This is a genomic window from Streptomyces sp. NPDC086080 (assembly GCF_044540255.1).
Classification (GTDB): domain Bacteria; phylum Actinomycetota; class Actinomycetes; order Streptomycetales; family Streptomycetaceae; genus Streptomyces.
The window spans coordinates 1-22,397 of the sequence record NZ_JBITRU010000039.1; the positions used below are offsets into that span (position 1 = coordinate 1).

20 protein-coding genes and 1 pseudogene are annotated in these 22,397 nt (G+C 69.8%); 17 read left to right on the plus strand and 4 right to left on the minus strand.

Annotation, left to right across the window (positions count from 1 at the left end):
- The 5 genes and pseudogenes from ACIF9R_RS32555 to ACIF9R_RS32575 all read left to right on the plus strand — a co-directional run.
- Positions 1 to 633, plus strand: a pseudogene (locus tag ACIF9R_RS32555) (hypothetical protein); the annotation flags it as partial.
- On the plus strand, positions 630 to 1,205 hold the full coding sequence (locus ACIF9R_RS32560) for a DUF6262 family protein (protein ID WP_399986007.1): 576 nt from the start codon (positions 630 to 632) through the stop codon (positions 1,203 to 1,205). The pseudogene ACIF9R_RS32555 and the gene ACIF9R_RS32560, both read left to right, overlap by 4 nt.
- 126 nt (positions 1,206 to 1,331) lie before the next feature.
- Positions 1,332 to 1,871: a hypothetical protein gene (locus tag ACIF9R_RS32565; RefSeq protein ID WP_399986008.1), complete on the plus strand. Its 540-nt coding sequence runs from the start codon at positions 1,332 to 1,334 to the stop codon at positions 1,869 to 1,871.
- A 6-nt stretch (positions 1,872 to 1,877) separates the two neighbouring features.
- Positions 1,878 to 2,351, plus strand: coding sequence for a hypothetical protein (locus ACIF9R_RS32570; protein WP_399986009.1), 474 nt, complete (start codon positions 1,878 to 1,880; stop codon positions 2,349 to 2,351).
- A gap of 61 nt (positions 2,352 to 2,412) precedes the next feature.
- Positions 2,413 to 3,057 (plus strand): NUDIX hydrolase, encoded by a 645-nt coding sequence (locus ACIF9R_RS32575; protein ID WP_399986057.1) that lies wholly within the window; start codon positions 2,413 to 2,415, stop codon positions 3,055 to 3,057.
- On the opposite strand, the gene ACIF9R_RS32580 is transcribed toward ACIF9R_RS32575, so the two are convergent.
- On the minus strand, positions 3,030 to 3,332 hold the full coding sequence (locus tag ACIF9R_RS32580) for a MazG-like family protein (protein WP_399986010.1): 303 nt from the start codon (positions 3,330 to 3,332) through the stop codon (positions 3,030 to 3,032). The genes ACIF9R_RS32575 and ACIF9R_RS32580 overlap by 28 nt on opposite strands.
- A gap of 73 nt (positions 3,333 to 3,405) precedes the next feature.
- Complete coding sequence (locus ACIF9R_RS32585; RefSeq protein ID WP_399986011.1) at positions 3,406 to 3,948, minus strand: DoxX family protein; 543 nt, start codon at positions 3,946 to 3,948, stop codon at positions 3,406 to 3,408.
- 129 nt (positions 3,949 to 4,077) lie between these two features.
- Between ACIF9R_RS32585 and ACIF9R_RS32590 the strand changes: the two genes are divergently transcribed.
- The 5 genes from ACIF9R_RS32590 (at position 4,078) to ACIF9R_RS32610 (ending at position 13,186) form a co-directional block, all read left to right on the plus strand.
- Positions 4,078 to 4,404: a nuclear transport factor 2 family protein gene (locus ACIF9R_RS32590; protein WP_399986012.1), complete on the plus strand. Its 327-nt coding sequence runs from the start codon at positions 4,078 to 4,080 to the stop codon at positions 4,402 to 4,404.
- 233 nt (positions 4,405 to 4,637) lie between these two features.
- Positions 4,638 to 8,012 (plus strand): pyruvate carboxylase, encoded by a 3,375-nt coding sequence (locus ACIF9R_RS32595; protein WP_399986013.1) that lies wholly within the window; start codon positions 4,638 to 4,640, stop codon positions 8,010 to 8,012.
- Between the two features lie 372 nt (positions 8,013 to 8,384).
- Positions 8,385 to 9,194, plus strand: coding sequence for an SAM-dependent methyltransferase (locus ACIF9R_RS32600; RefSeq protein ID WP_399986014.1), 810 nt, complete (start codon positions 8,385 to 8,387; stop codon positions 9,192 to 9,194).
- A 46-nt stretch (positions 9,195 to 9,240) separates the two neighbouring features.
- Complete coding sequence (locus ACIF9R_RS32605) at positions 9,241 to 9,984, plus strand: class I SAM-dependent methyltransferase (protein WP_399986015.1); 744 nt, start codon at positions 9,241 to 9,243, stop codon at positions 9,982 to 9,984.
- Between the two features lie 190 nt (positions 9,985 to 10,174).
- A complete protein-coding gene (locus ACIF9R_RS32610) occupies positions 10,175 to 13,186 on the plus strand; it encodes a family 16 glycoside hydrolase (RefSeq protein WP_399986016.1) in 3,012 nt (1,003 codons plus the stop codon).
- Here the strand turns inward: ACIF9R_RS32610 and ACIF9R_RS32615 are convergent.
- Together ACIF9R_RS32615 and ACIF9R_RS32620 are read right to left on the minus strand one after the other, a co-directional pair.
- Positions 13,183 to 14,823, minus strand: a complete 1,641-nt coding sequence (locus ACIF9R_RS32615) for an MFS transporter (RefSeq protein WP_399986017.1) — start codon at positions 14,821 to 14,823, stop codon at positions 13,183 to 13,185. The genes ACIF9R_RS32610 and ACIF9R_RS32615 overlap by 4 nt on opposite strands.
- Positions 14,824 to 15,048: 225 nt before the next feature.
- Positions 15,049 to 15,825 (minus strand): IclR family transcriptional regulator, encoded by a 777-nt coding sequence (locus ACIF9R_RS32620; protein ID WP_399986018.1) that lies wholly within the window; start codon positions 15,823 to 15,825, stop codon positions 15,049 to 15,051.
- A 73-nt stretch (positions 15,826 to 15,898) separates the two neighbouring features.
- On the opposite strand from ACIF9R_RS32620, the gene ACIF9R_RS32625 reads away from it, so the two are divergent.
- Genes ACIF9R_RS32625 through ACIF9R_RS32655 form a run of 7 tightly spaced genes read left to right on the plus strand, consistent with a single transcriptional unit; the run spans position 15,899 to position 22,343 of the window.
- Positions 15,899 to 17,059, plus strand: a complete 1,161-nt coding sequence (locus ACIF9R_RS32625; protein WP_399986019.1) for a cupin domain-containing protein — start codon at positions 15,899 to 15,901, stop codon at positions 17,057 to 17,059.
- A 1-nt stretch (position 17,060) separates the two neighbouring features.
- A complete protein-coding gene (locus tag ACIF9R_RS32630; protein WP_399986020.1) occupies positions 17,061 to 17,888 on the plus strand; it encodes a fumarylacetoacetate hydrolase family protein in 828 nt (275 codons plus the stop codon).
- A complete protein-coding gene (locus tag ACIF9R_RS32635) occupies positions 17,885 to 18,520 on the plus strand; it encodes a maleylpyruvate isomerase N-terminal domain-containing protein (RefSeq protein WP_399986021.1) in 636 nt (211 codons plus the stop codon). The genes ACIF9R_RS32630 and ACIF9R_RS32635 overlap by 4 nt, the downstream gene beginning before the upstream one ends.
- Positions 18,521 to 18,533: 13 nt before the next feature.
- On the plus strand, positions 18,534 to 19,802 hold the full coding sequence (locus tag ACIF9R_RS32640; protein ID WP_399986022.1) for an FAD-dependent oxidoreductase: 1,269 nt from the start codon (positions 18,534 to 18,536) through the stop codon (positions 19,800 to 19,802).
- Positions 19,799 to 20,992, plus strand: coding sequence for a thiolase family protein (locus ACIF9R_RS32645; protein ID WP_399986023.1), 1,194 nt, complete (start codon positions 19,799 to 19,801; stop codon positions 20,990 to 20,992). The genes ACIF9R_RS32640 and ACIF9R_RS32645 overlap by 4 nt, the downstream gene beginning before the upstream one ends.
- On the plus strand, positions 20,989 to 21,681 hold the full coding sequence (locus ACIF9R_RS32650; RefSeq protein WP_399986024.1) for a 3-oxoacid CoA-transferase subunit A: 693 nt from the start codon (positions 20,989 to 20,991) through the stop codon (positions 21,679 to 21,681). Before ACIF9R_RS32645 ends, ACIF9R_RS32650 begins: the two co-directional genes overlap by 4 nt.
- The gene (locus ACIF9R_RS32655; protein ID WP_399986025.1) at positions 21,681 to 22,343 is read left to right on the plus strand and encodes a 3-oxoacid CoA-transferase subunit B; all 663 of its coding nucleotides are present in this window, start codon (positions 21,681 to 21,683) and stop codon (positions 22,341 to 22,343) included. Before ACIF9R_RS32650 ends, ACIF9R_RS32655 begins: the two co-directional genes overlap by 1 nt.
- The last annotated feature ends 54 nt before the right edge of the window (positions 22,344 to 22,397 follow it).

The window sequence follows — 22,397 nt, forward strand, 5'->3', positions numbered from 1 at the left end:
GATCATCAGGAGTCGCGCTCGTCTGGCAAACCGGCCCAGCCCACCGACACATCACCGGGCAAACCACATCAACCCGGAACTACGCCGGGGCCGTGCGCCGACACCACCGCGGCTTACTACAAGGTGAGCATCAAAATGAAGCGGGAGGCCATCTACACCATCAAGAGTCTGACTACCGACCGCTTCGGCACTCCTGCTCCAATGAGATCGAGCACGGCGTACGAGATGCGGTCGGTAGCGGTGGCATTCGGAAACTGCATCGAACCCACCAACGTGAAGGCCGGCGGGAAGGCGTGCCCCATCCGGTTCCAATGCGCTGGCTGCGGCTCGTACCGACCCGATCCCTCCTACCTACCTGCCGTTGAGGAGCACATCCGTGCGTTGAAGGCGGACCGTGAGGTCGCTGCCGCCGCCGGAGCAGCCGAGTTCGTCATCCGGAACCTGGACGACCAGATCGCTGCGTTCCAGGCCGTCCGTGAAAACCAGAAGGAGAAACTGGCTTCGATGCCCGATGAGATGCGACACGAGGTCGAGGAGGCCAGCAAGGTTCTGCGAAAGCTCCGTGCTGGGGCCTCGAAGGGCGCTGTGAGCCTGGGCATGCCCGCATTCGGTCCTCCGGGGGTAGTCGCATGACGAAGAAGCCGCGTACGCCAGCTCAGGTGCTGCTTGAATCTCGGCAGAAGGCCAGCCGGGAGAAGCGCGCAAGGGTGCTCGCTGTAGTGGATCAGATGAAGGCCGACGGCGACCCGATCACGTTCCTCACAGTCGCCAAGCGGGCTGGCGTCTCAAACTGGCTTGTCTACGCCGAAGGGGTTCGCGAGCACATCGAAGTCGCTCGCGCGGGCCAGGCAGTCGGCGTAACTCGGCAGCGCAAGGAAGGAGCGGTGGCCAGCGCGGCGAGCCTGGCGACCGATCTTGAGTTTGCGCGTGCCCAGGTCCGGACGCTCACCGAAGAACGTGACCGGCTCAGGGCCGCAGTGCAGCGCAGCCTCGGCGAGCGGGTCGACGCCGTCTCGACCAAGGAGTTACTCGCCCGTGTTCAGGAGCTGTCCATCGCCAACCAACGGCTCGCCTCAGAGTTGGCCCGAGCCGAAGCAGACCGCGACAGCCTGCAGGATGATTTGGCCGAGGCACAGGACGACCTGGCCGGCGCCCGGACGGCCCTGCGGAACATGATGCGCGACCAGAACCGCGACTCAACGTAATCGCCCCTCAGATTGCTCGCAGGCGACCCTGGCCGTAGCAGCAGCCATGCGAAGCTGGGGCGTTGTTGTCGATGCTGATCACGCACATGCAACGATGTCACCCTTCCCCGCACGAAAGACACGCCAATGAGCCGTCCCGCGATACCCGACCTGGCCTGGTGGCGCGGGGACCCCGAGCGATGGAAACTTCTGGAGTTCGACGGGCAGCACACTGAGGATGGGCTGCCCATGGACGCCCGCTGGGAGGACAGGCAGCAGGTCCTCGAAGCCCTGGTCGGGGACCCTTGCGAGGAAGACGGGAACTTCGCCCGGTTCCTGCTCCTTCAGGAGACACGCTGGCATGGGCATTCCTGGGGATTCAGCCACAGCATCGAACTCGCCGCCCTGCGGGTCACCGAAGAGCGCCGCGTCGAGGACGTCTGGCTCCTGTGGGAAGCCGTCTGCCGGAGCTTCGACACCTGGTGCGGGCTTCCCCACCACCTGCTGCTCACTGCCGGAGTGTCCACCACCACGGAGTACGTCAAAGACTCTGACCATCCCCAGCGGGACAACCTCTTGGAGCACCTCGGGAAAATATCCCAGGTCACAGACAAGGAGGTCGCCCAGACACTGAGCCAGCGGCGCCGCTACTACGGCGAGATCCTCGACGAGCTGAGCGGGGAGTGAGACGGCGTGGAGATCACTGTGCAGTGGGTACGGACCTCGTGGACCAAGGAGTCGCGGGGAGGTGAGAGTGCCGCGCGCAGGAATGCCGCCCCGATCGGGTTCCCTCTTCCACATGCGTCGAGTTCGCTGGCGCACGTGGTGCGCATGCGTGAGGAGAACGGCTTTCAGCCTCATGACACTCTTGAGGACCTCGGCAAGGTCGATGTCCAACTCCGTGAAGTCGAAGGACGCCTGCGGGTCGTCCCGCGAGTGCAGCCTTTGTTTGCCCTGCCGCCGCGGCGACGACGCCTGCCGGCCGTGCGACTTGTTCCCGGGCAGTGGGTCCGTTGGCAGCTGAACTACCGCTTCAGCAGCGCACTGGGGATCCGGGACTGGTCCTACTGGTTGGACACCTTCAACATCGCCTACGGACCGGTGACCACTGACCTGTTCTGTGGAACGCCTGACTTCTTCATCGACGAGCAGGGCCCCGTCCGCTAGCGCTGGCTGACTTGACCAGCGAGAGGTTGCGGCTCCCTGCCATCATGTGCCCGTGGTCACCATGGATTCGTCAAACGCCCCCGACCAACTACTCCGCGCCCAGCTGATGCAGGTGCTCAGCGGCATCGAGCCCTGGGACGATCAGGAGCAGACACACCTCGCTGCAACAGCAGAGTGGATCACCAGCGGAGCGCCTCTCTACAGGACGCTTAAGCCTGCCACCCCCGCGAAGCACCTGGTCAGCTACTTCGTCGTGCTCGATGAGACGCGCAAGGAGCTCCTACTTGCTGCCCACCGCAAGGCCGGCTTGTGGCTTCCCAGCGGCGGTCACGTCGAGCCGGCAGAGGATCCATGGCACACGGTCCGTCGTGAATGCCGCGAAGAGCTGCGCATCGAAGCCGTACCTGCCTCGATCACCGGGGACCGCCCGACCTTCCTCACCGTCACACGGACTCGCGGACAGGGGCAGCACACTGACGTGTCCTTGTGGTACGTCCTGCGGGGAGAGGCAGGCCAGGTCACTTCCTTCGACGAAACCGAGTTCGACGCGATCAAGTGGCTCTCCTTGGACCAGGTCCTCGCCACACCAGAGGACACCCTCGACCCCCACATGCACCGATTCACTCGCAAGCTGATGAGCTTGCTTGCCCTGCAGGAGCACGCGGTGATGGCCTCCGGTCACCAGGAGAAGACGTGCCTCACGTAACTGACATCTGTAGATCGCTCTGACCAGCGTGTATTTGAGTAAAACCCCAGATAACACGTGTGTGTGGTGCCCTTGCGCGGGTTCTGGCCGGTCGCACCGATCACGGCCTGGGCGACCTCCCCGACCTCCTCGGACAGTTTCAGGATGCGCAGCAGCACGCCGTCCGGGCCGTCGACGGGACGGTTCGCGTCCAGCCAGCCGTGCAGACCGTCGATGGACTCCCACAGATCGGCTCCGGTCGACCGGGGCGGGGGCGAAGACAGGTGATCGCTCATGGCGCAGAGCCTGGCACGAGCCACTGACAGTGCACGGCCGGGCCGCCCCCGGCCGCTTCCACCCGCTCGCCCGCTACTCGAACAACGCCTCCTGCTCGCCCTCCCTGGCCCTGCGCAGCCGCCGGTTGCGCGCCCCCAGTATCACCGCCGTACCCGCCCCGATGGCCGCGAAGGCCACCGGGAGCATCCAGTTCCGGTTGGCCGTGTGGCCGAGGACATGGTCCAGGGAGAGCCGGCCGGGCCCCGTCACGGCGAGACCGGCGGCCGTCAGGCCGAGCGATGCCGCGTACTCGAAGCCGCCCTCCTGGTTGAAGAAGCCGTTGGGCGCGTGCACGGCGGACGCGCCCGCCATCGCTCCGGCCGCCGCGGCGCCCGCCGCCGGAGTCGCGAGGCCGAGCGCGAGCAGTGTGCCGCCGCCCGCCTCCGCCAGGCCCGCCACCGTGGCACTGGTCCTGCCGGGTGTGTAGCCGATGGACTCCATGAACTGGCCGGTGCCCGCGATGCCGCCACCGCCGAACCAGCCGAAGAGCTTCTGCGTGCCGTGCGCCGCGAGTACCCCGCCCGTTCCCAGCCGGAGCAGCAGCAGCCCCAGATCGCCTCGGTCGTAACAGGTCACGTCGTCTCCCCGGGAGCGGTGGCTTGACCCGACCACCGTCGCACCCCCACCACGGGCCCGGCCCGCCGCCGGTCGCCGTTCGGGTGACGCGGGTGGCGGTGCCCGGCGGCCGGTACGACGCTGGCGGACATGACCATTCAGATCACCCGTCTCAGCGACCCGGCCGTGCGTGCCTTCGTCAAGGCGGTCAACCACCACGACCGGGAGGGCTTCATGGCCCTCCTCGCGCCCGGTGCCACCATGGCGGACGACGGCACCGAACGGGACCTCGCCGACTGGACCGACCGGGAGATCTTCTCCTCCAACGGTCACCTGGAGGTCGACAACGAGTCCGACGGCGGCCGCCGCCTCGTCGCCCGCTACAGCAACGACACCTATGGGGAGATGCGCACCCGCTGGAGCTTCACGGTCGACGACGACGGCCGGATCTCCCGCTTCGAGACCGGACAGGCCTGACACCGGCACGCCGGCACCGGCAGCCCGGACGAGCCGCCCGGGATCACGGGACAGGGTGCGCAAGCCCGGGTGAGGGCCCTTGGCATGTGTGAGGGGCCGCAGAGCGGAGAGACGTTCCCCCGCGGCCCCTCACACACCCCGGTGGCCAGGTGTGAGTGGCCCGGGTCACATGGCGTACCGGACCTGCCACCGACACGATGGTCTTCGTCACAGGCAGGCTGAAGGGATCGAGAATGTTCCGCAAGGTGCTGGTCGCCAACCGCGGTGAGATCGCGATTCGGGCGTTCCGCGCGGGCTACGAACTGGGCGCCCGAACCGTCGCCGTCTTCCCTCACGAGGACCGCAACTCGCTGCACCGCCTGAAGGCGGACGAGGCGTACGAGATCGGTGAGCCGGGGCATCCCGTACGGGCCTACCTCTCCGTGGAGGAGATCGTCCGCGCCGCGCGACGGGCGGGCGCCGACGCCGTCTACCCGGGCTACGGCTTCCTGTCCGAGAACCCGGAACTGGCCAGGGCCTGTGAAGAGGCGGGCATCACCTTCGTCGGGCCCAGCGCCCAGATCCTGGAACTGACCGGGAACAAGGCCCGCGCCGTGGCCGCCGCCCGCGAGGCCGGAGTACCGGTCCTCGGCTCCTCGGCGCCCTCCACGGACATCGACGAACTCGTCCGCGCCGCCGGTGACATCGGCTTCCCCGTGTTCGTCAAGGCCGTCGCGGGCGGCGGCGGGCGAGGGATGCGGCGCGTCGAGGACCCCGCCCAGCTGCGGGAGTCCATCGAGGCGGCCTCCCGGGAGGCGGCGTCCGCGTTCGGCGACCCCACGGTGTTCCTGGAGAAGGCCGTCGTCGAACCGCGCCACATCGAGGTGCAGATCCTCGCCGACGGGCAGGGCAACGTCATTCACCTGTTCGAGCGGGACTGCTCGGTGCAGCGCCGCCACCAGAAGGTGATCGAACTCGCGCCCGCGCCGAACCTCGACCCCGCGCTGCGCGACCGCATCTGCGCCGACGCCGTACGGTTCGCCCGGCAGATCGGCTACCGCAACGCCGGCACCGTGGAATTCCTCCTCGACCGCGACGGCAACCACGTCTTCATCGAGATGAATCCGCGCATCCAGGTCGAGCACACGGTCACCGAGGAGGTCACCGATGTCGACCTGGTCCAGTCGCAGTTGCGCATCGCCGCCGGCGAGACACTCGCCGACCTCGGTCTCACGCAGGACGGCATCACCCTGCGAGGAGCCGCACTGCAGTGCCGTATCACCACCGAGGACCCGGCCAACGGCTTCCGCCCGGACACCGGACGGATCAGCGCCTACCGCTCTCCCGGCGGCTCGGGCATCCGGCTGGACGGCGGCACCACCCACGCCGGTACGGAGATCAGCGCCCACTTCGACTCGATGCTGGTGAAACTGACCTGCAGGGGCCGGGACTTCAAGGCCGCGGTGGGCCGGGCCCGGCGCGCGGTGGCCGAGTTCCGCATCCGCGGCGTCGCCACCAACATTCCCTTCCTGCAGGCGGTCCTCGACGACCCGGACTTCCAGGCCGGACAGGTCACCACCTCGTTCATCGAACAGCGTCCGCAACTGCTCACGTCGCGCCACTCCGCCGACCGCGGCACCAAGCTGCTCACCTACCTCGCCGACGTCACGGTGAACAAACCGCACGGCGAGCGGCCCGAGCTGATCGACCCGCTGACCAAGCTGCCCCCGCTGCCCGACGGTGAACCACCGGCAGGCTCCCGGCAGCGGCTCGCCGAACTCGGCCCCGAGGGCTTCGCCGCATGGCTGCGCTCCTCCCCGGTCACCGGTGTCACCGACACCACGTTCCGTGATGCCCACCAGTCGTTGCTCGCCACCCGGGTCCGCACCAAGGACCTGCTCGCCGTCGCACCCGCGGTGGCGCGTACCCTGCCCGGACTGCTCTCGCTGGAGTGCTGGGGCGGTGCCACCTACGACGTCGCCCTGCGCTTCCTCGCCGAGGACCCGTGGGAGCGCCTGGCCGCCCTGCGCGAAGCCGTGCCCAACATCTGTCTGCAGATGCTGCTGCGCGGCCGCAACACGGTGGGCTACACCCCGTACCCGACCGAGGTGACCGACGCCTTCGTCCAGGAGGCGGCGGCCACCGGCATCGACATCTTCCGCATCTTCGACGCGCTCAACGACGTCTCCCGGATGCGGCCGGCCATCGACGCGGTACGCGGGACCGGCACGGCCGTCGCCGAGGTGGCCCTGTGCTACACCGCCGACCTGTCCGACCCGTCCGAGCGCCTCTACACGCTCGACTACTACCTGCGGCTGGCCGAACAGATCGTCGAGGCGGGTGCCCATGTCCTGGCCGTCAAGGACATGGCGGGACTGCTGCGGGCGCCCGCGGCGACGACGCTGGTGTCGGCCCTGCGGCGGGAGTTCGGCCTGCCGGTGCACCTGCACACCCATGACACCGCGGGCGGCCAGCTCGCCACCTACCTCGCCGCGATCCAGGCGGGCGCGGACGCGGTGGACGGGGCGGTGGCGTCCATGGCCGGCACCACCTCGCAGCCGTCGCTGTCGGCGCTCGTCGCGGCCACCGACCACTCGGAGCGGCCCACCGGCCTGGACCTGACGGCCGTCGGCGACCTGGAGCCCTACTGGGAGAGCGTCCGCAAGGTCTACGCCCCGTTCGAGGCCGGCCTGGCCTCGCCGACCGGCCGCGTCTACCACCACGAGATCCCCGGCGGCCAGCTCTCCAACCTGCGCACCCAGGCCATCGCGCTCGGCCTCGGCGACCGCTTCGAGGACATCGAGGCGATGTACGCCGCCGCCGACCGGATGCTCGGCCGCCTGGTGAAGGTCACCCCCTCGTCGAAGGTGGTCGGCGACCTGGCCCTGCACCTGGTCGGAGCGGGCGTGTCCCCGCGCGACTTCGAGGAGGAGCCGGACCGCTTCGACATCCCCGACTCAGTGATCGGCTTCCTGCGCGGCGAGCTGGGCACCCCGCCCGGCGGCTGGCCGGAGCCCTTCCGCAGCAAGGCCCTGCGGGGCCGCGGCGAGCCGAAGCCCGTCCAGGACCTGTCCGCCGACGACCTGGAGGGCCTGGCGAAGAACCGCCGGCCGACCCTCAACCGGCTGCTCTTCCCCGGCCCCACAAGGGAGTTCGAGACGCACCGGCAGACGTTCGGAGACACCGGCGTCCTGGACAGCAAGGATTTCTTCTACGGGCTGCGCCCGGGCAAGGAGTACACCGTCGATCTCGACCCCGGTGTCCGGCTGCTGATCGAACTGCAGGCCGTGGGCGATGCCGACGAACGGGGCATGCGGACCGTGATGTCCACGCTGAACGGGCAGTTGCGGCCGATCCAGGTCCGCGACCGGTCGGCGGCCTCCGACGCACCGGTCACCGAGAAGGCGGACCGCGCCAACCCCGGCCATGTCGCGGCACCGTTCGGCGGTGTGGTGACGCTCGCGGTCGCCGAGGGCGACGAGGTGGAGGCCGGTGCCACGGTGGCCACCATCGAGGCGATGAAGATGGAGGCCTCGATCACCGCCCCCAGGTCCGGCACGGTCGCCAGGCTGGCGATCAACCGAATTCAGCAGGTGGAGGGCGGCGACCTGCTGGTGGAACTCGGCTGACGGCGGAGCTCGCCGGCCCTCGCGGTGCCCGGAGGATAACGCCATGGACCCTCTGCCGCATCTCGACCGCACCCTCGACGAGCCGGATCCGCCCCGCTGGGCGGATCCGGCCGCCAGGCGGTCACCGCCCCCGCCCCGGCGTGGGCCGAGCTCCCGGAGCTCGCGGTGCGGCTGCGCGAGGTGATCGGGGAACGGCCGGAGGCGTCCCTCGCGGATCCGCCGTGCGGCGCGGCGGAGGACCTGGTGCGTTTCGCAGGCCGGACACCCTGAAGTCGCCCCGTGTCCCTGCCGAACAAGCCTGCGCCGACGTGCTGTGGGAACGTAGATTGTGCGTTGGCCAGAACAGCCCTCGAACGACTACGGACGGTACTCATGACCGACCCTGCCACGGCGCCCGGATCAGCGCAGCAGAACATCGACACCTCGGTGCCGCACTCGGCCCGTATCTGGAACTACTGGCTGGGAGGGAAGGACAACTATCCCGTCGACGAGGAAGCCGGTGACGCCTACACCGCCGTCTTCCCCGGCATCGTCACCATCTCCCGCAGCAGCCGTGCCTTCCTTCGGCGCAACATCACCTATCTGGCCGAGAAGGGCATACGGCAGTACCTCGACATCGGCACCGGGCTGCCCACGGCCGACAACACCCATCAGGTCGCCCAGCGGATCGCGCCGGACTCCCGGATCGTCTACGTCGACAACGACCCGATGGTCCTGGCCCATGCCCGCGCGCTGCTCTACTCCACCGCGGAGGGGGCCACGGCCTACGTCGACGCGAACGTCCTGGAGCCGGACCGTATTCTGGAAGCCGCCGCCCAGACGCTGGACTTCACGCGTCCCACCGCCCTGATCCTCAGCAACATCCTGGGCCACATCGCGGACTACGACCAGGCGCGGTCCATCGTCACCCGGCTGATGGCCGCACTGCCGTCCGGCAGCTATCTCTCGATCAACGACGGCTCGCGCGGCTTCGACCCCGACTTCGAGCAGGCCCAGGACGCGTACAACGAGAGCGGCGCCGTTCCGTACAACCTGCGCACCGTCGAAGAGATCACGGCGTTCTTCGACGGGCTGGAACTCGTCGACCCCGGCGTCGTCTCGGTACAGCAGTGGCGTCCGGAGGCCACCTCGCCCGCACCGGAGGTCATTGCCGAGCACGGCGGCCTGGCCCTCAAGCCCTGACGTAATCCATTGGACAACACCCCGGCCGACGGGGAGCGTTGACGGAATGAACCAGGAGGAGATCTGGAACGCGGCCGCCGCCCGGCGCTATGACACGCCGGGCACCGGCATGTTCGCCCCCGAGGTTCTGGGGCCGGCCGTGGACCGGCTGGCCCGTCTCGCGGGAGAGGGCGCGGCCCTCGAGTTCGCCATCGGCACCGGCCGGGTGGCCGTTCCGCTCGCCGAGCGCGGCGTGCCGGTGACCGGTATCGAGTTGTCCCCGCCCATGGTGGAGCAATTGCGCACCAAGGCCGACGAGTCGAGGATCCCGGTGGTCATCGGCGACATGGCGACCGCCGTCGCCCCCGGTACGTACACCCTCGTTTATCTCGTCTACAACACCATCTCCAACCTGCTCACCCAGGCCGAGCAGGTCGCGTGCTTCCGCAACGCCGCCCGCCACCTGGGGCCCGGCGGACGGTTCCTGGTCGAGCTGTGGGTGCCCGAACTGCGAAGGCTCCCGCCGGGCCGGAAGGCCACGGTCTGGGAATGCTCCCCGGGCTATATCGGCCTGGACACCTACGACGTCCTGCGCCAGCACGTCGTCTCGCACCACTTCCGGTTCGACGGGACCGAACAGGCCCGGTTGTACCGCAGCCCCCACCGCTACATCTGGCCGGCCGAACTCGACCTCATAGCCCAACTCGCCGGGTTCGAGCTGGAGTCCAGGCATGCGGACTTCAACGGCAATCCCTTTGAGGCCGATTCGGGCTCACACGTCTCCGTCTACCGGCTTCCCGCAGCCCCGTAGGGGCGCACCGGGCGGCAGCAGACCCATGTCATCGGGACATGCTGCCCACGGGAAGGACTTTGAACTCATCGATGACAAAGTATGGACGAGTTCAGTAGAAGTCTCCTAGCGTGTCGGCCGCAACCGTTGACGTTTCGCCTATTCGGCACCGGAGTTATCCGGCCCTCCGGTCGACTCAGCAGGAGGAAGCATGGACGCACGGCTGTACCGGCGTGCCCGAAGATGTCTGACCGGGCTCGTCGTCGGCACGTTCGTCGCAGGGGGGCTCTGGGTGTCTCCGGCGGCCTCGGCCCGGCCGGGCTCCGCGGCGGGGGACGATGTGCCGCCCCAGGAACCCGGTGTCACCCTGCGCGTCTTCGACGTCCAGGTCCCGCTTGAGGAGATCTGCACCCTCAAACCCGGCCAGACCCCCAACGTCGACAGGCTGATGCCGGTCGTCGACTACAGGTCCACCGACGACTTCGGCGGGTTCGGCGACAACTTCGTCACCCAGGTCACCGGCAACATCCATGTGCCGGCGGACGGTTCGTACACCTTCAGGCTCTCCAGTGACGACGGCTCGCGCCTGCTGATCGACGACCGGCTGGTCATCGACCACGACGGGCTGCACGGCGCCGACCCCAAGGACGGTACCGTCGAGCTGAGCCAGGGAATGCACGCGCTGCGCATCGACCACTTCGAGCGCGGAGGAGACCAGCAGCTCACCCTCGCCTGGCAGCCGCCGGGCGCCACCGGCTTCGTGACCGTGCCGAACACGGCACTGAGCACCGACGCCGGCGTGGTCCGGGTGACCGCCCCGGGCCGCAAGGAGTGCGAGGGCATCACCGACTCACCGGGCGACGGCCTCCCGCTCAACGGGGTGCGCCCCGACCACACCCTCACCGACCTGCGGCCGGCAGGCTTCGAACCACAGGTCACCGGCATGGACTGGCTGCCCGACGGCCGACTGGTGGTGAGCACCTGGGGCGGCACCGACAACACCGCCGGCGAGGTCTACGTCATGGACGAGGTCACCGGCACCACGGGCCCGGACAAGGTGAGGGCCACGAGGATCGCGGAGGGCCTCAAGGAGCCGATGGGCCTCAAGGTCGTCGACGGCACCGTCTTCGTCTCCCAGAAGCACGAGCTGACGGAGCTGGGCGACAGCGACGGCGACGGTGTCATGGATGAGTTCAAGACCGTCGCCACCTGGCCGTACGGCGGCAACTTCCACGAGTTCGCCTTCGGACTGCTCTACAGCAAGGGCAACTTCTACCTGAACCTCTCCGTCGCCATCGATTACGGCGGCGCCACCACGGACCCGCAGCCCGCACCCGGCCGCGGTACGACCGTCAAGGTCAACAAGAAGACCGGCAAGGTGAGTTACATCGCCGGTGGCCTGCGCACCCCGAACGGCATCGGCTGGGGCCCCGGTGGCGACCTCTTCGCCACGGACAACCAGGGTGGCTGGCTGCCCTCGTCGAAACTGGTCCACATCAAGCAGGACCGCTTCTTCAACCACTACACGAACCCCGCGGGCCCCTTCGACACGGAGCCGGTGACCCGGCCGGTGCTCTGGCTCCCGCAGAACGAGATCGCCAACTCGCCCAGCACACCCCTGTACCTGACCAAGGGCAGGTTCAAGGGACAGATGCTGTTCGGTGACGTCACCTACGGCGGTCTCCAGCGCGCCTGTCTGGAGAAGGTCAAGGGCCAGTACCAGGGCGCCGTCTTCCGCTTCACCCAGGGTCTCGAAGCCGGCGTCAACCGGATCACCATGGGCCCCGACGGCGCGATCTACGCGGGCGGTCTGGGTGCGGACGGGAACTGGGGACAGGAGGGCAAGCTCAGGTACGGCCTCCAGAAGCTGACGCCGAACGGCGGCAACACCTTCGACATCCAGGCCATGCGGGTGAGGAGGGGCGGCTTCGAGCTGGAGTACACCCAGCCGCTGTCGCAGGAGACCGCCGAGGACCTGGTGAGCCACTACGAGGCCGAGCAGTGGCGCTACACCCCGACGCGCGACTACGGCGGACCCAAGATCGCCGAGGAGACCCTGAAGGTGACCTCCGCCGAGCTGTCGCGCGACCGCAGGAAGGTGACCCTGGCGATCGAGGGACTCGAGCCGGGCCGCGTCGTGCACCTGCGCTCCCCGCGGCCTTTCAGCTCGGCGTCGGGCGAGACCCTGTGGAGCACCGAGGCCTGGTACACACTCAACGCCATGCCGGGCGGACAGCCCGCGCAGGGCCCGCTGTACGAGGCCGAGGAAGCGTCCCTCACCGGGGCGGCCGGCATCAACACCGACCACCGGGGCTATTCCGGCAGCGGGTTCGTCGACCGGTACGGCACCCTGGGCGCCACGACCACCTTCGACATCAGTGTGCCGCGGCGGGGAACGTACGACCTGGGGCTGCGCTACTCCAACGGCCCGAACCCCTTCCAGGGCACCAAGTCCCTGTCCCTGTACGTCAACGGGAAGAAGGTGGGACAGTCCGGGTTCCGCAGCACCGGTGACTGGGACACCTGGTCGACACAGACCGAGGCCGTGCCCCTGCGGGCCGGGAGCAACACCGTCGCCTACCGGTACGACGAGGGTGACACCGGCCATGTCAACCTCGACCTCCTCACCGTCCAGCGGCACGGCAGCCCGGTCACACTGTTCGACGGCGGCGGACTGGAACACTGGCAGCACACCGACGGACGCCCGGTCGAGTGGCCCGTCACCGGCGGGGCGATGGAGGTCTGCTGCGGGGACATCCGGACCAAGAACGGCTTCGACGACTTCAGGCTGCACCTGGAGTACTGGCTGCCGGAGCTGCCCCCGGACGTGACCGGCCAGGACCGGGCCAACAGCGGCGTCTACCTCCAGGACCGCTACGAGATCCAGATCCTGGACTCCTACGGCGACACCTCACCCGCCACCGACGAGGCGGGAGCGATCTATCAGAAGAAGGCCCCCGACGTGAACGCCGCGAGGGCGCCCGGGACCTGGCAGTCGTACGACATCGTCTTCCACGCGGCGCGTTACGACGCCGACGGCGCCAAGACCGCCGACGCGCGGGTCACCGTGGTGTGGAACGGCGAGAAGGTCCACGACGACGTGGCGATCGACGGTCCTACGGGAGGCGGAAAACCCGAAGGTCCCGCAGCCGGGGCCATCCGGCTGCAGGACCATGGGAACGCGGTGCGCTACCGCACCATCCGTATCGAACCGCTGGGTTAGCGAGCGGTCACCGGAGCCGGCGTCCTTCCGTCCGCAGCGGACGACGGGGCGCCGGACTCCTCGTCCTCGCGGCCCTGCGTGTTCTTGATGCCGATCATGCCGAACGCGGTCAGCGCGGCGGCGACGACGGCCGCTATGGCGCACACCACGTACGCGGTGCTGAAGCCGCTGCCCAGGGCCTCCAGGGCGACGCCGTGCGCCGCGGAACCCGGGGCACCGGGCGGCAGGCTGTTCACGGCGATCGGCCCGCCGGCGTTGGCGATCTCACGCGCCGCGGCCATCTGGCCGCCGTTCAGGCCCGCGCCGCCCAGGTTGGCCATGAACGCCGCGCCGGCGCCGCTGAAGGCGACCGCGCTGACGACCACGGGGCCGAGCACGAAGCCGAGGTCGCGCAGCATGTTGGTGGTGGCGCTCGCCATACCGGCCAGATGCGGCGGCACGCTGTTCAGCGCCACGGCCGTCACGGAGCTGACGGTCAGGGCGAAGCCGATACCGATCAGCAGGGAGGGCGCGACGAAGGCACCGAGCCCGGTGTCGGTGACGTCCATCCGGGAGAACAGCAGGCTGCCCGCCGCTATCAGGAGGAACCCGGAGGTCAGCAGCCAGGTCGCGGCGATCCGGTGCAGAAGGCGCGAGACGACGGGGATGAGCAGGAAGGCGGGGCCCTGGAGCAGCAGGAACGGAATCGCCACCCGGATCGGGTCCTGGTGCTGCACCGGACCGAGCCACATGCTCGTGGCGAAGCAGGCGCCCAGGAAGGCGAGCATGCCGATGACCGCCACCACGGACGACACGGTGAACGCCCGGTTGCGGAACAGCTTCAGGTCGAAGATCGGGGACTCGGCGCCCAGCTCCACCAGGACGAACGCGGCGAGGAAGCACCCGCCGATACCGAAGGCGAGCATCACGGGCAGGGTGGTCCAGCCCGACTCGGGGCCCTCGACGGCGCCGTACAGGACCAGGATGAGGCCGATGGCGAAGGTGATCTGACCGGGGATGTCGAGACTGCGGCCCTCGGGGGCCTTCGACTCCGTGGCCAGGATCAGGGTGAGCACCATGCTGGCCAGGGCGAGTGCGACGAGCACCCAGAAGGAGCCGCGCCACGACCCGACCTTGGCGAAGATGCCGCCGATCACGGGGGAGACGGCGGCACCGGCGGACAGGAAGCCGCTCCAGAGGGCCACTGCCTGCGCACGTTCACGCGAGGTGCGGGTCACGGCACTGATCGCGGTGAGCGAGCCGGGGAACATGGCGCCGGCGCCCAGACCGTTCAGGGCGGCGCCGATCCACAGGACCTGGACGCTGGGGGCGAGCGCGGCCACGGTGCTGCCCGCGACGACGAGCGCCGTACCGGCCACGACGAGCCTGCGCCGGCCGAAGAGGTCGCCGAGGACACCGAAGGTGAACTCGAAGCAGACCACGGCGATCATGAACGCCGCGGTGATCCAGGTCAGTTGTGAGCCATGGGTGTTCAGGTCCTGCTGGAACAGACCGTTCAGCGAGACCGGCAGGGCGTTCGCGACCTGTGCCACGAAGACCGCTGCGCAGGCGGCGGCCAGTGTTCCCGCGTAGCCCGGCGTCCGGGCCGCCCCCGCGGTCGGGCCCTGGGACATCCGCGCCCCGTTGTTGAGCGTCATTGCTGTGTCTCCCTGGCTGGGAAAGCGGGTGACCCGGAGAAACGGGCACCCTGAGAGCGAGAAGGCGCTCGGCTCCGCGTACGTGGTGGGGAGAAAGGGCACGTCGCGCGAGTCCGGCGTGGTGCCGTGGAGAATGGCACTTCGCTTTACGGCATGTCAATGAAATCTTCACAACTTGAAGTGAGTGACCAATATGTAAGATCGTTTCGCCGTCCGGAGTGCGGGTCAGTGCCGCTCCAGCAGGTCCTTCTCCAGGGCCCGCGCCGCGGTGTCCAGGATCGCCACCAGGTGCTGAAGGCGGTGCGGGTCGTAGCGCACACCGGGCATGGACACCGACAGGCCGGCCGTCGCGGTGCCGTCCCGGTCGCGGACCGGCACTCCGACGGCGACCAGGCCGCGCTCGGACCGTTCCTGGTTGACGGCGAAACCGTTGCGGCGCAGCCGCGCCAGCTCGGCCCGCAGCCGGGGGAGGTCGGGGCGGTCGCCCGGCCGGTCCAGGTAACGCTCGGGGGCGTACACCTCGTCCAGTTCCCCGTCGGAGAGATCGGCGAGCAACAGCAGTCCCGCCGTCGTGCGGTGGGCAGGGAAGACCATGCCCTCGCGGGAGCCGACCCGCAGTGCCTGCCGGCATTCGACGCTGGCGATGAACCGGGCGGTGTCCCCGGAGCGCACGATCAGGTTCGTGGTCTCGTCCAGCAGATCGACCACCCGGCGCAGATGCGGCAGGGCCGCCGCCCGCAGCCGCGACACCAGGGACTGCGAGTGGGCGGCGAGCTCGAGCACCGGTCCCGCCCGGTAGACCCGGTCCTCGCCCTGCACCGCGAAGTCCCGGTAGACCAGCATCGCCAGGACCCGATGGGCGGTCGAGCGGGCGACACCCAGTCGCTCCGCCATCTGGGAGACGGTCGCGCCGCCCTCCATCTGCAGGATCGTCGCCGCCCGCAGCGCGTGGTCCACACTGGCGATGGGGTAGGGCGGCGGTGTCTTGAGCGGCTTGTCCATGACGAGACCTCCGGGGGATTCTGCTCTCCAGAATCTACATGTTCTTCAGGAAGACACGGTGCACCCTGAGGGTGTGACTCAGTCCTCCTTCGCCCAAGACACCGCCACGGGTTCCCCGGTCCGGCTGCAGGCCGTATCCGCCGAGGGGCATCCCGAGGTCACCCCGGCGCTCGAAGAGCTGTACCGGGGCTTCGAGCAGGAACTGCTCGTCCCGCTGTGGACCGAGATCGGCGACCTGATGCCGGCCCACCCGCGCTCGCGTGCCGTGCCGCATCTGTGGCGCTGGGAGAAGCTGCGGGAGCTGGCGGACCGGGCCGGCGGCCTGGTGCCGGTCGGCCGCGGGGGCGAGCGCCGCGCCATCGCGCTGGCCAACCCCTCCCTCGGCGGCAGGCCCTTCGCCACCCCGACCCTGTGGGCGGCCATCCAGTACCTCATGCCCGGCGAGGACGCCCCCGAGCACCGCCACACCCAGCACGCCTTCCGCTTCGTCGTCGAGGGCTCGGGCGTGTGGACGGTCGTGGGCGGTGACCCGGTGCCGATGAACCGCGGCGACTTCCTCCCGCAGGCGGGCTGGAACTGGCACGCCCACCACAACGCGACCTCCGAGCCCATGGCCTGGATCGACGGCCTGGACATCCCCTTCCAGTACGTCACCGAGGCGCAGTTCTTCGAGTTCGGCCGCGACGAGATCACCGACGCCGAGCGCGTCACCCCCGAGCGGTCGCGCTCCGAGCGCCTCTGGGGCCACCCGGGCCTGCGCCCGCTGTCGGCCGCACCCGCCGCGCCGGGCAGCCCGCTGCTGTCCTACAAGTGGGAGTACACCAACGCGGCCCTGCGCGACCAGCTGCTGCTGGAGAAGGAGGGCTTCGGCGGCACCGTCGAGCCCGGCCACGCCGCGGTGCGCTACTCCAACCCGCACGACGGCTCGGACGTCCTGCCGACCATCCGCGCCGAGTTCCACCGGGTGGCCCGCGGCGCCGAGACCGCCCCGGTGCGCGAGACCGGCTCGTCCGTCTACCAGGTGTTCGACGGATCCGGTGTCGTGACCGTCGGCGACACGTCCTGGACGGTGACCCGCGGCGACCTGTTCGTCGTCCCGTCCTGGGAGCCGTTCTCCGCCAGGTCCGAGGCCGGTGCCACCGACTCCGACGAGGGCGCCTTCGACCTCTTCCGCTTCTCCGACGCGCCCGTCTTCGAGGCGCTCAAGCTCGACCGCACCCAGAAGGACGCCTGACATGAAGCTCGCCACCATCCGCACCGCCGACGGCACCCGGGCGGTCCGCCTCGACGGCGAGACCCTCGTCGACCTCGGGTACACCGACCTCGGCGAGCTGTTCGCCGAGGACGACTGGCAGGCCAGGGCCGCCGCCGCCTCCGGCACCACCTACCCGGCCGACGGCGCCGACTTCGCGCCGGTCGTCCCGAACCCTTCCAAGGTCGTCTGCGTCGGCCACAACTACACCAACCACATCAAGGAGATGGGCCGGGACCTGCCCAGCCACCCGACCCTCTTCCCGAAGTTCGCCGACACCCTGCTGGGCGCGAACGACGACATCGTCAAGCCGGCCGAGACCGAGGCGTTCGACTGGGAGGTCGAGCTGGCCGTCGTCATCGGCAAGCAGGTGCGCCGCGCCGACGAGCAGCAGGCCGCCGACGCCATCGCCGGCTTCACCGTCATGAACGACATCTCGGTGCGTGACTGGCAGTTCCGCACCATCGAATGGACCCAGGGCAAGATCTGGGAGGCCTCCACCCCGGTCGGCCCCTACGTCGTCACCCCCGACGAGGTCGGCGGCGTCCGGCCCGCGCTCGAGGTCAAGACGACCGTCGACGGCCAGGTCATGCAGCAGGACGACACCGGCACGCTGCTCTTCGACCCGGTCTTCCTGGTGCAGTACATCTCCACCGTCATCACCCTGCGCCCGGGCGACATCATCGCCACCGGCACCCCGGCCGGTGTGGGCAACGCCCGCGACCCCAAGGTCTTCCTGCTCCCCGGCCAGACCGTCGTCACCGAGATCTCCGGCCTGGGCGCCTGCGCCAACAAGGTGGTCGAGGCGTGACCGGGGCCGCGCGGACCTTCGCCGACGCCCGCGCATGGGCCCGCACGGGCACCGAGCTGATGCTCGACGCCGTCGCGGGTCTCGACGAGGCCGGCTTCTCGGCCCCGAGCCTGCTGCCGCAGTGGACCCGGAAGCATCTGGTGGCGCACGTCGCCGCCAACGCCGACGCCCTGGGCAACCTGGTGCACTGGGCGGCCACGGGCGAGGAGACGCCGATGTACGCCTCCGCCGAGGAGCGCGCCGCCGGCATCGCCAAGGGCCCGGCCCTCTCGGCCGACGAGCTCTGCTCCTGGCTGACCGACTCCGCGCACAAGCTCGCCGCGGGACTGGACGGACTCACCGACGAGCAGTGGCAGCACGAGGTCGTCACCGCTCAGGGCCGTACCGTTCCCGCCACGGAGCTTCCGTGGATGCGCGCCCGTGAGGTGTGCGTCCACGCCGTCGACCTCGGCAGCGACGTCGTCACCTTCGCCGATCTCCCGAAGGGCTTCCTGACCGCCCTGATCGCCGAGATCAGCGCCAAACGCGGGCTGACCGCACTCCCCGGCGGTCCGCTGCCCGAGGTCGCCGCCTGGCTGGCCGGCCGTCCCCATTCGCTCGCCGACGCTCCCGAGCTCGGCCCGTGGCTGTAGAGAAGTGAGTTCCATGTCCAACCCTGATGTGATCGTGGTCGGTGGCGGTATCGGCGGCCTCGGCGTGGCGTTCTCGCTGACCCGCCAGGGCCGGCGTGTCCGCCTGCTGGAAAGCGCCCCCGCCTTCGGCGAGGTCGGTGCCGGCATCCAGCTGGCCTCCAACTGCACCCGGATCCTCGACGACTACGGCCTCCTGGAGGAGGCCAAGAGCCTCGGTGTCGTCCCGGACGCGATCGTCATGCGTGACGCCGTCGACGGCGCGGAGCTGACCCGTCTCGACCTGCGGGACGTGGAGAAGCGCTACGGCTACCCCTACCTGGTCATCCACCGCAGCGACCTGCACGGCCTGCTGCTGCGCGCCTGCCGCCGCGCCGGCGTGGAGCTGATCAACGACGCGCACGTCACCTCGTACGAGAACACCGACGGCGGCGCCCGCGTGACCGTCGCCTCCGGCGAGACGTACGAGGCAGACATGGTGATCGCGGCCGACGGCCTGCACTCCCCGGCGCGCAAGCTGTTCGTCGACGACGCGCCCGTCTCCTCGGCGTACGTCGCCTATCGCGGCATCGTTCCCGCCGAGGAGCCGCGGGTGAAGTCCGTCGACCTCAGCGAGGTCGTGGTCCACATCGGTCCGCGCTGCCACTTCGTCCACTACGGACTGCGCGGCGGCGAGATGCTCAACCAGGTCGCCGTCTTCGAGTCGCCCAAGGCGCTGGCCGGCGAGGAGGACTGGGGCACGCCCGACGAGCTCGACGCCGCCTTCGACGGGACCTGCGACTTCGTCAAGGACGGCCTGCCCTTCATGTGGCGGGAGAAGTGGTGGCGGATGTTCGACCGTGAGCCGGTCATGACATGGGTGCACGGCCGGATCGCACTGCTCGGCGACTCGGCGCACCCGCCGCTGCAGTACATCGCGCAGGGCGCGATCATGGCCCTGGAGGACGGCTGGGTGCTGGGCGAGCACGTGGCCCGCAACCGCGCCGAGGACGGCACCGTCGACTGGAGCACCGCGCTCGCCGCCTACGAGGCGGTCCGCCCGGAGCACTGCCGCCGGGTGCTGACCACCTCCCGCAAGTGGGGCGAGCTGTGGCACCTCGACGGTGTCGCCCGTGAGCAGCGCAATGTGCTGCTGCGCGCCCGGGACACCCACGACTACGCGTTCACGGACTGGCTGTACGGCCCGACCGCCCTGACGCCGGACCAGGAGCCGGAGATGTTCACGCCGATCCCGCTGGACTCGGTGCCCGTCGGGGAAGCCATGCCGGCGGGCGGGGCCGTATGAGCGACGCCTACCTCTACGCGACGGCCCGCACTCCGTTCGGCCGGTTCAACGGCGCGCTCGCCGGGGTGCGCCCCGACGACCTCGCGGCCACCGCGCTGACCGGCCTGCTGGCCAGGGCCCCCGGTCTCGACCGCACCGGGATCGGTGACGTGGTGTGGGGCAACGCCAACGGTGCCGGCGAGGACAACCGCAACGTCGGCCGGATGGCCGCGCTGCTGGCCGGGCTGCCGGTGAGCGTCCCCGCCACCACCGTCAACCGGCTGTGCGGCTCCAGCCTGGACGCGGCGATCATGGCCTCGCGCACCCTGGAGTCCGGCGACGCGGACATCGTCGTCGCCGGCGGCGTGGAGTCCATGACCCGCGCGCCCTGGGTGCTGCCCAAGCCGGACCGCGCCTTCCCCGCCCGCGATGTCACGGCCGTCTCCACCACCCTCGGCTGGCGGCTGGTCAACCCCGCGATGCCGAAGGAGTGGACGGTCTCCCTGGGGGAGAGCAACGAACTGCTCCAGGAGAGGTTCTCGATCTCCCGGGAGCGGCAGGACGAGTTCGCCGCGCGCTCCCACCGGCTCGCGGCCGAGGCCTGGGACGACGGCTTCTACGACGACCTGGTCCTCCCCGTGGAGGGCCTCGCCCGCGACGAGAGCATCCGCCCCGGCACCGACCCCGGGAAGCTGGCGGCCCTGAAGCCGTCGTTCCGCCCGGACGGGACGATCACGGCGGGCAATGCCTCCCCGCTGAGCGACGGGGCGTCGGCCGTCCTGCTGGGCACCGGGGCGGCGGCCGGCCGGATCGGGCTGGACCCGGTCGCCCGTGTCGCGGGCCGCGGTGTGCACGCGGTCGAGCCGCAGATGTTCGGCTTCGCCCCCGTGGAGGCGGCGGAGAAGGCGCTGCGCCGGGCCGGGATCACCTGGGGCGACGTCGGCGCGGTCGAGCTGAACGAGGCGTTCGCGGTGCAGTCGCTCGCCTGTGTGGACGCCTGGGGCGTCGACCCGGAGATCGTCAACACCCGCGGTGGCGCGATCGCCCTCGGGCATCCGCTGGGCGCCTCGGGCGGCCGGCTGCTGGGCACGCTGGCGAAGGTGCTGCGCGAGCGACGGCAGCGCTGGGGCGTCGCCGCGATCTGCATCGGCGTGGGCCAGGCTCTCGCCGTCGTCCTGGAGAACGTGACCGACGAGGTGAGCCAGGGATGACCACGATCATCGCCGCCACGACCGACGAGGCCGTGGCGGGCATCGAGGACGGCTCGACGGTCCTGGTGGGCGGATTCGGTCTGGCGGGCATGCCGTTCGACCTCATCGACGCCCTCATCCGGCAGGGCGCCACGGATCTGACGGTGGTGTCCAACAACGCCGGCAACGGCGACGTGGGGCTGGCCGCGCTGCTCAAAGCGGGCCGGGTGCGCAAGGTGATCTGCTCCTTCCCCCGGCAGAGCGACTCCTATGTCTTCGACGACCTGTACCAGGCCGGACGCGTCGAGCTGGAGGTCGTACCGCAGGGCACCCTCGCCGAGCGGATGCGGGCCGCCGGAGCGGGCATCGGCGCCTTCTACAGCCCCGTCGGTGTCGGCACCCCGCTGGCCGAGGGCAAGGAGACACGGGAGATCGACGGCCGCGTCCACGTCCTGGAGTACCCGATCAAGGGCGACCTCGCCCTGATCTCCGCCCACCGCGCGGACACCATGGGCAATCTCGTCTACCGCAAGACCGCCCGGAACTTCGGCCCCGTCATGGCCACCGCGGCGACCACCGTCGTCGCCCAGGTCACCGAGATCGTGCCGGTCGGGGAGATCGACCCGGAGACCGTGGTCACCCCCGGCATCTACGTCGACCGACTGGTGCGGGCAAAGGCCCGCCGGCTGACCGTGCAAGGAGCCCGCTGATGACCACCACCGTGCCGGAGCGGACGGACCGGGGGCCGCTCACCACCGACGAACTCGCCGCCCGTATCGCCCGGGACATCCCCGCCGGTTCCTACGTCAACCTCGGCATCGGACAGCCGACCCGGATCGCCGAGCACCTGTCGCCCGACGCCGGGATCGTGCTGCACACCGAGAACGGCATGCTCGGCATGGGCCCGGCCGCGACCGGCGACGAGGTGGACCCCGACCTCACCAACGCCGGCAAGGTTCCGGTCACCGAACTGCCCGGAGCGGCGTACTTCCACCATGCCGACTCCTTCGCGATGATGCGCGGCGGTCATCTGGACGTGTGCGTGCTCGGCGCGTTCCAGGTCTCCCGGCACGGCGACCTGGCCAACTGGCACACCGGTGACCCCGACGCCATCCCCGCCGTGGGCGGGGCGATGGACCTCGCCGTCGGAGCGCGGCAGGTCTGGGTGATGATGAAGCTGTTCGCCCGGGACGGCTCCCCCAAGCTCGTCCCGGCATGCACCTACCCGCTCACCGGGCCCGGCTGTGTCCACCGCGTCTACACCGACCACGGCGTCTTCGCCGTCGGCCCGGACGGGGTCCGGGTTCTGGAGACGTACGGTGTCACGGTGGCGGAACTGGAGCAGCGGCTCTCCGTCGACCTGCACGGATGAGTACTTTACGTAAAGTAAAGATCGCGTCTATTGTGTCAAAAATATGGTCTGCCG

Coding starts and splice junctions, on each gene's coding strand:
- ACIF9R_RS32560 (WP_399986007.1), top strand. CDS start 630: ATGACGAAGAAGCCGCGTACGCCAGCTCAGGTGCTGCTTGAATCTCGG.
- ACIF9R_RS32565 (WP_399986008.1), top strand. CDS start 1,332: ATGAGCCGTCCCGCGATACCCGACCTGGCCTGGTGGCGCGGGGACCCC.
- ACIF9R_RS32575 (WP_399986057.1), top strand. CDS start 2,413: ATGGATTCGTCAAACGCCCCCGACCAACTACTCCGCGCCCAGCTGATG.
- ACIF9R_RS32580 (WP_399986010.1), bottom strand. CDS start 3,332: ATGAGCGATCACCTGTCTTCGCCCCCGCCCCGGTCGACCGGAGCCGAT.
- ACIF9R_RS32590 (WP_399986012.1), top strand. CDS start 4,078: ATGACCATTCAGATCACCCGTCTCAGCGACCCGGCCGTGCGTGCCTTC.
- ACIF9R_RS32595 (WP_399986013.1), top strand. CDS start 4,638: ATGTTCCGCAAGGTGCTGGTCGCCAACCGCGGTGAGATCGCGATTCGG.
- ACIF9R_RS32600 (WP_399986014.1), top strand. CDS start 8,385: ATGACCGACCCTGCCACGGCGCCCGGATCAGCGCAGCAGAACATCGAC.
- ACIF9R_RS32605 (WP_399986015.1), top strand. CDS start 9,241: ATGAACCAGGAGGAGATCTGGAACGCGGCCGCCGCCCGGCGCTATGAC.
- ACIF9R_RS32610 (WP_399986016.1), top strand. CDS start 10,175: ATGGACGCACGGCTGTACCGGCGTGCCCGAAGATGTCTGACCGGGCTC.
- ACIF9R_RS32615 (WP_399986017.1), bottom strand. CDS start 14,823: ATGACGCTCAACAACGGGGCGCGGATGTCCCAGGGCCCGACCGCGGGG.
- ACIF9R_RS32620 (WP_399986018.1), bottom strand. CDS start 15,825: ATGGACAAGCCGCTCAAGACACCGCCGCCCTACCCCATCGCCAGTGTG.
- ACIF9R_RS32630 (WP_399986020.1), top strand. CDS start 17,061: ATGAAGCTCGCCACCATCCGCACCGCCGACGGCACCCGGGCGGTCCGC.
- ACIF9R_RS32640 (WP_399986022.1), top strand. CDS start 18,534: ATGTCCAACCCTGATGTGATCGTGGTCGGTGGCGGTATCGGCGGCCTC.
- ACIF9R_RS32645 (WP_399986023.1), top strand. CDS start 19,799: ATGAGCGACGCCTACCTCTACGCGACGGCCCGCACTCCGTTCGGCCGG.
- ACIF9R_RS32650 (WP_399986024.1), top strand. CDS start 20,989: ATGACCACGATCATCGCCGCCACGACCGACGAGGCCGTGGCGGGCATC.
- ACIF9R_RS32655 (WP_399986025.1), top strand. CDS start 21,681: ATGACCACCACCGTGCCGGAGCGGACGGACCGGGGGCCGCTCACCACC.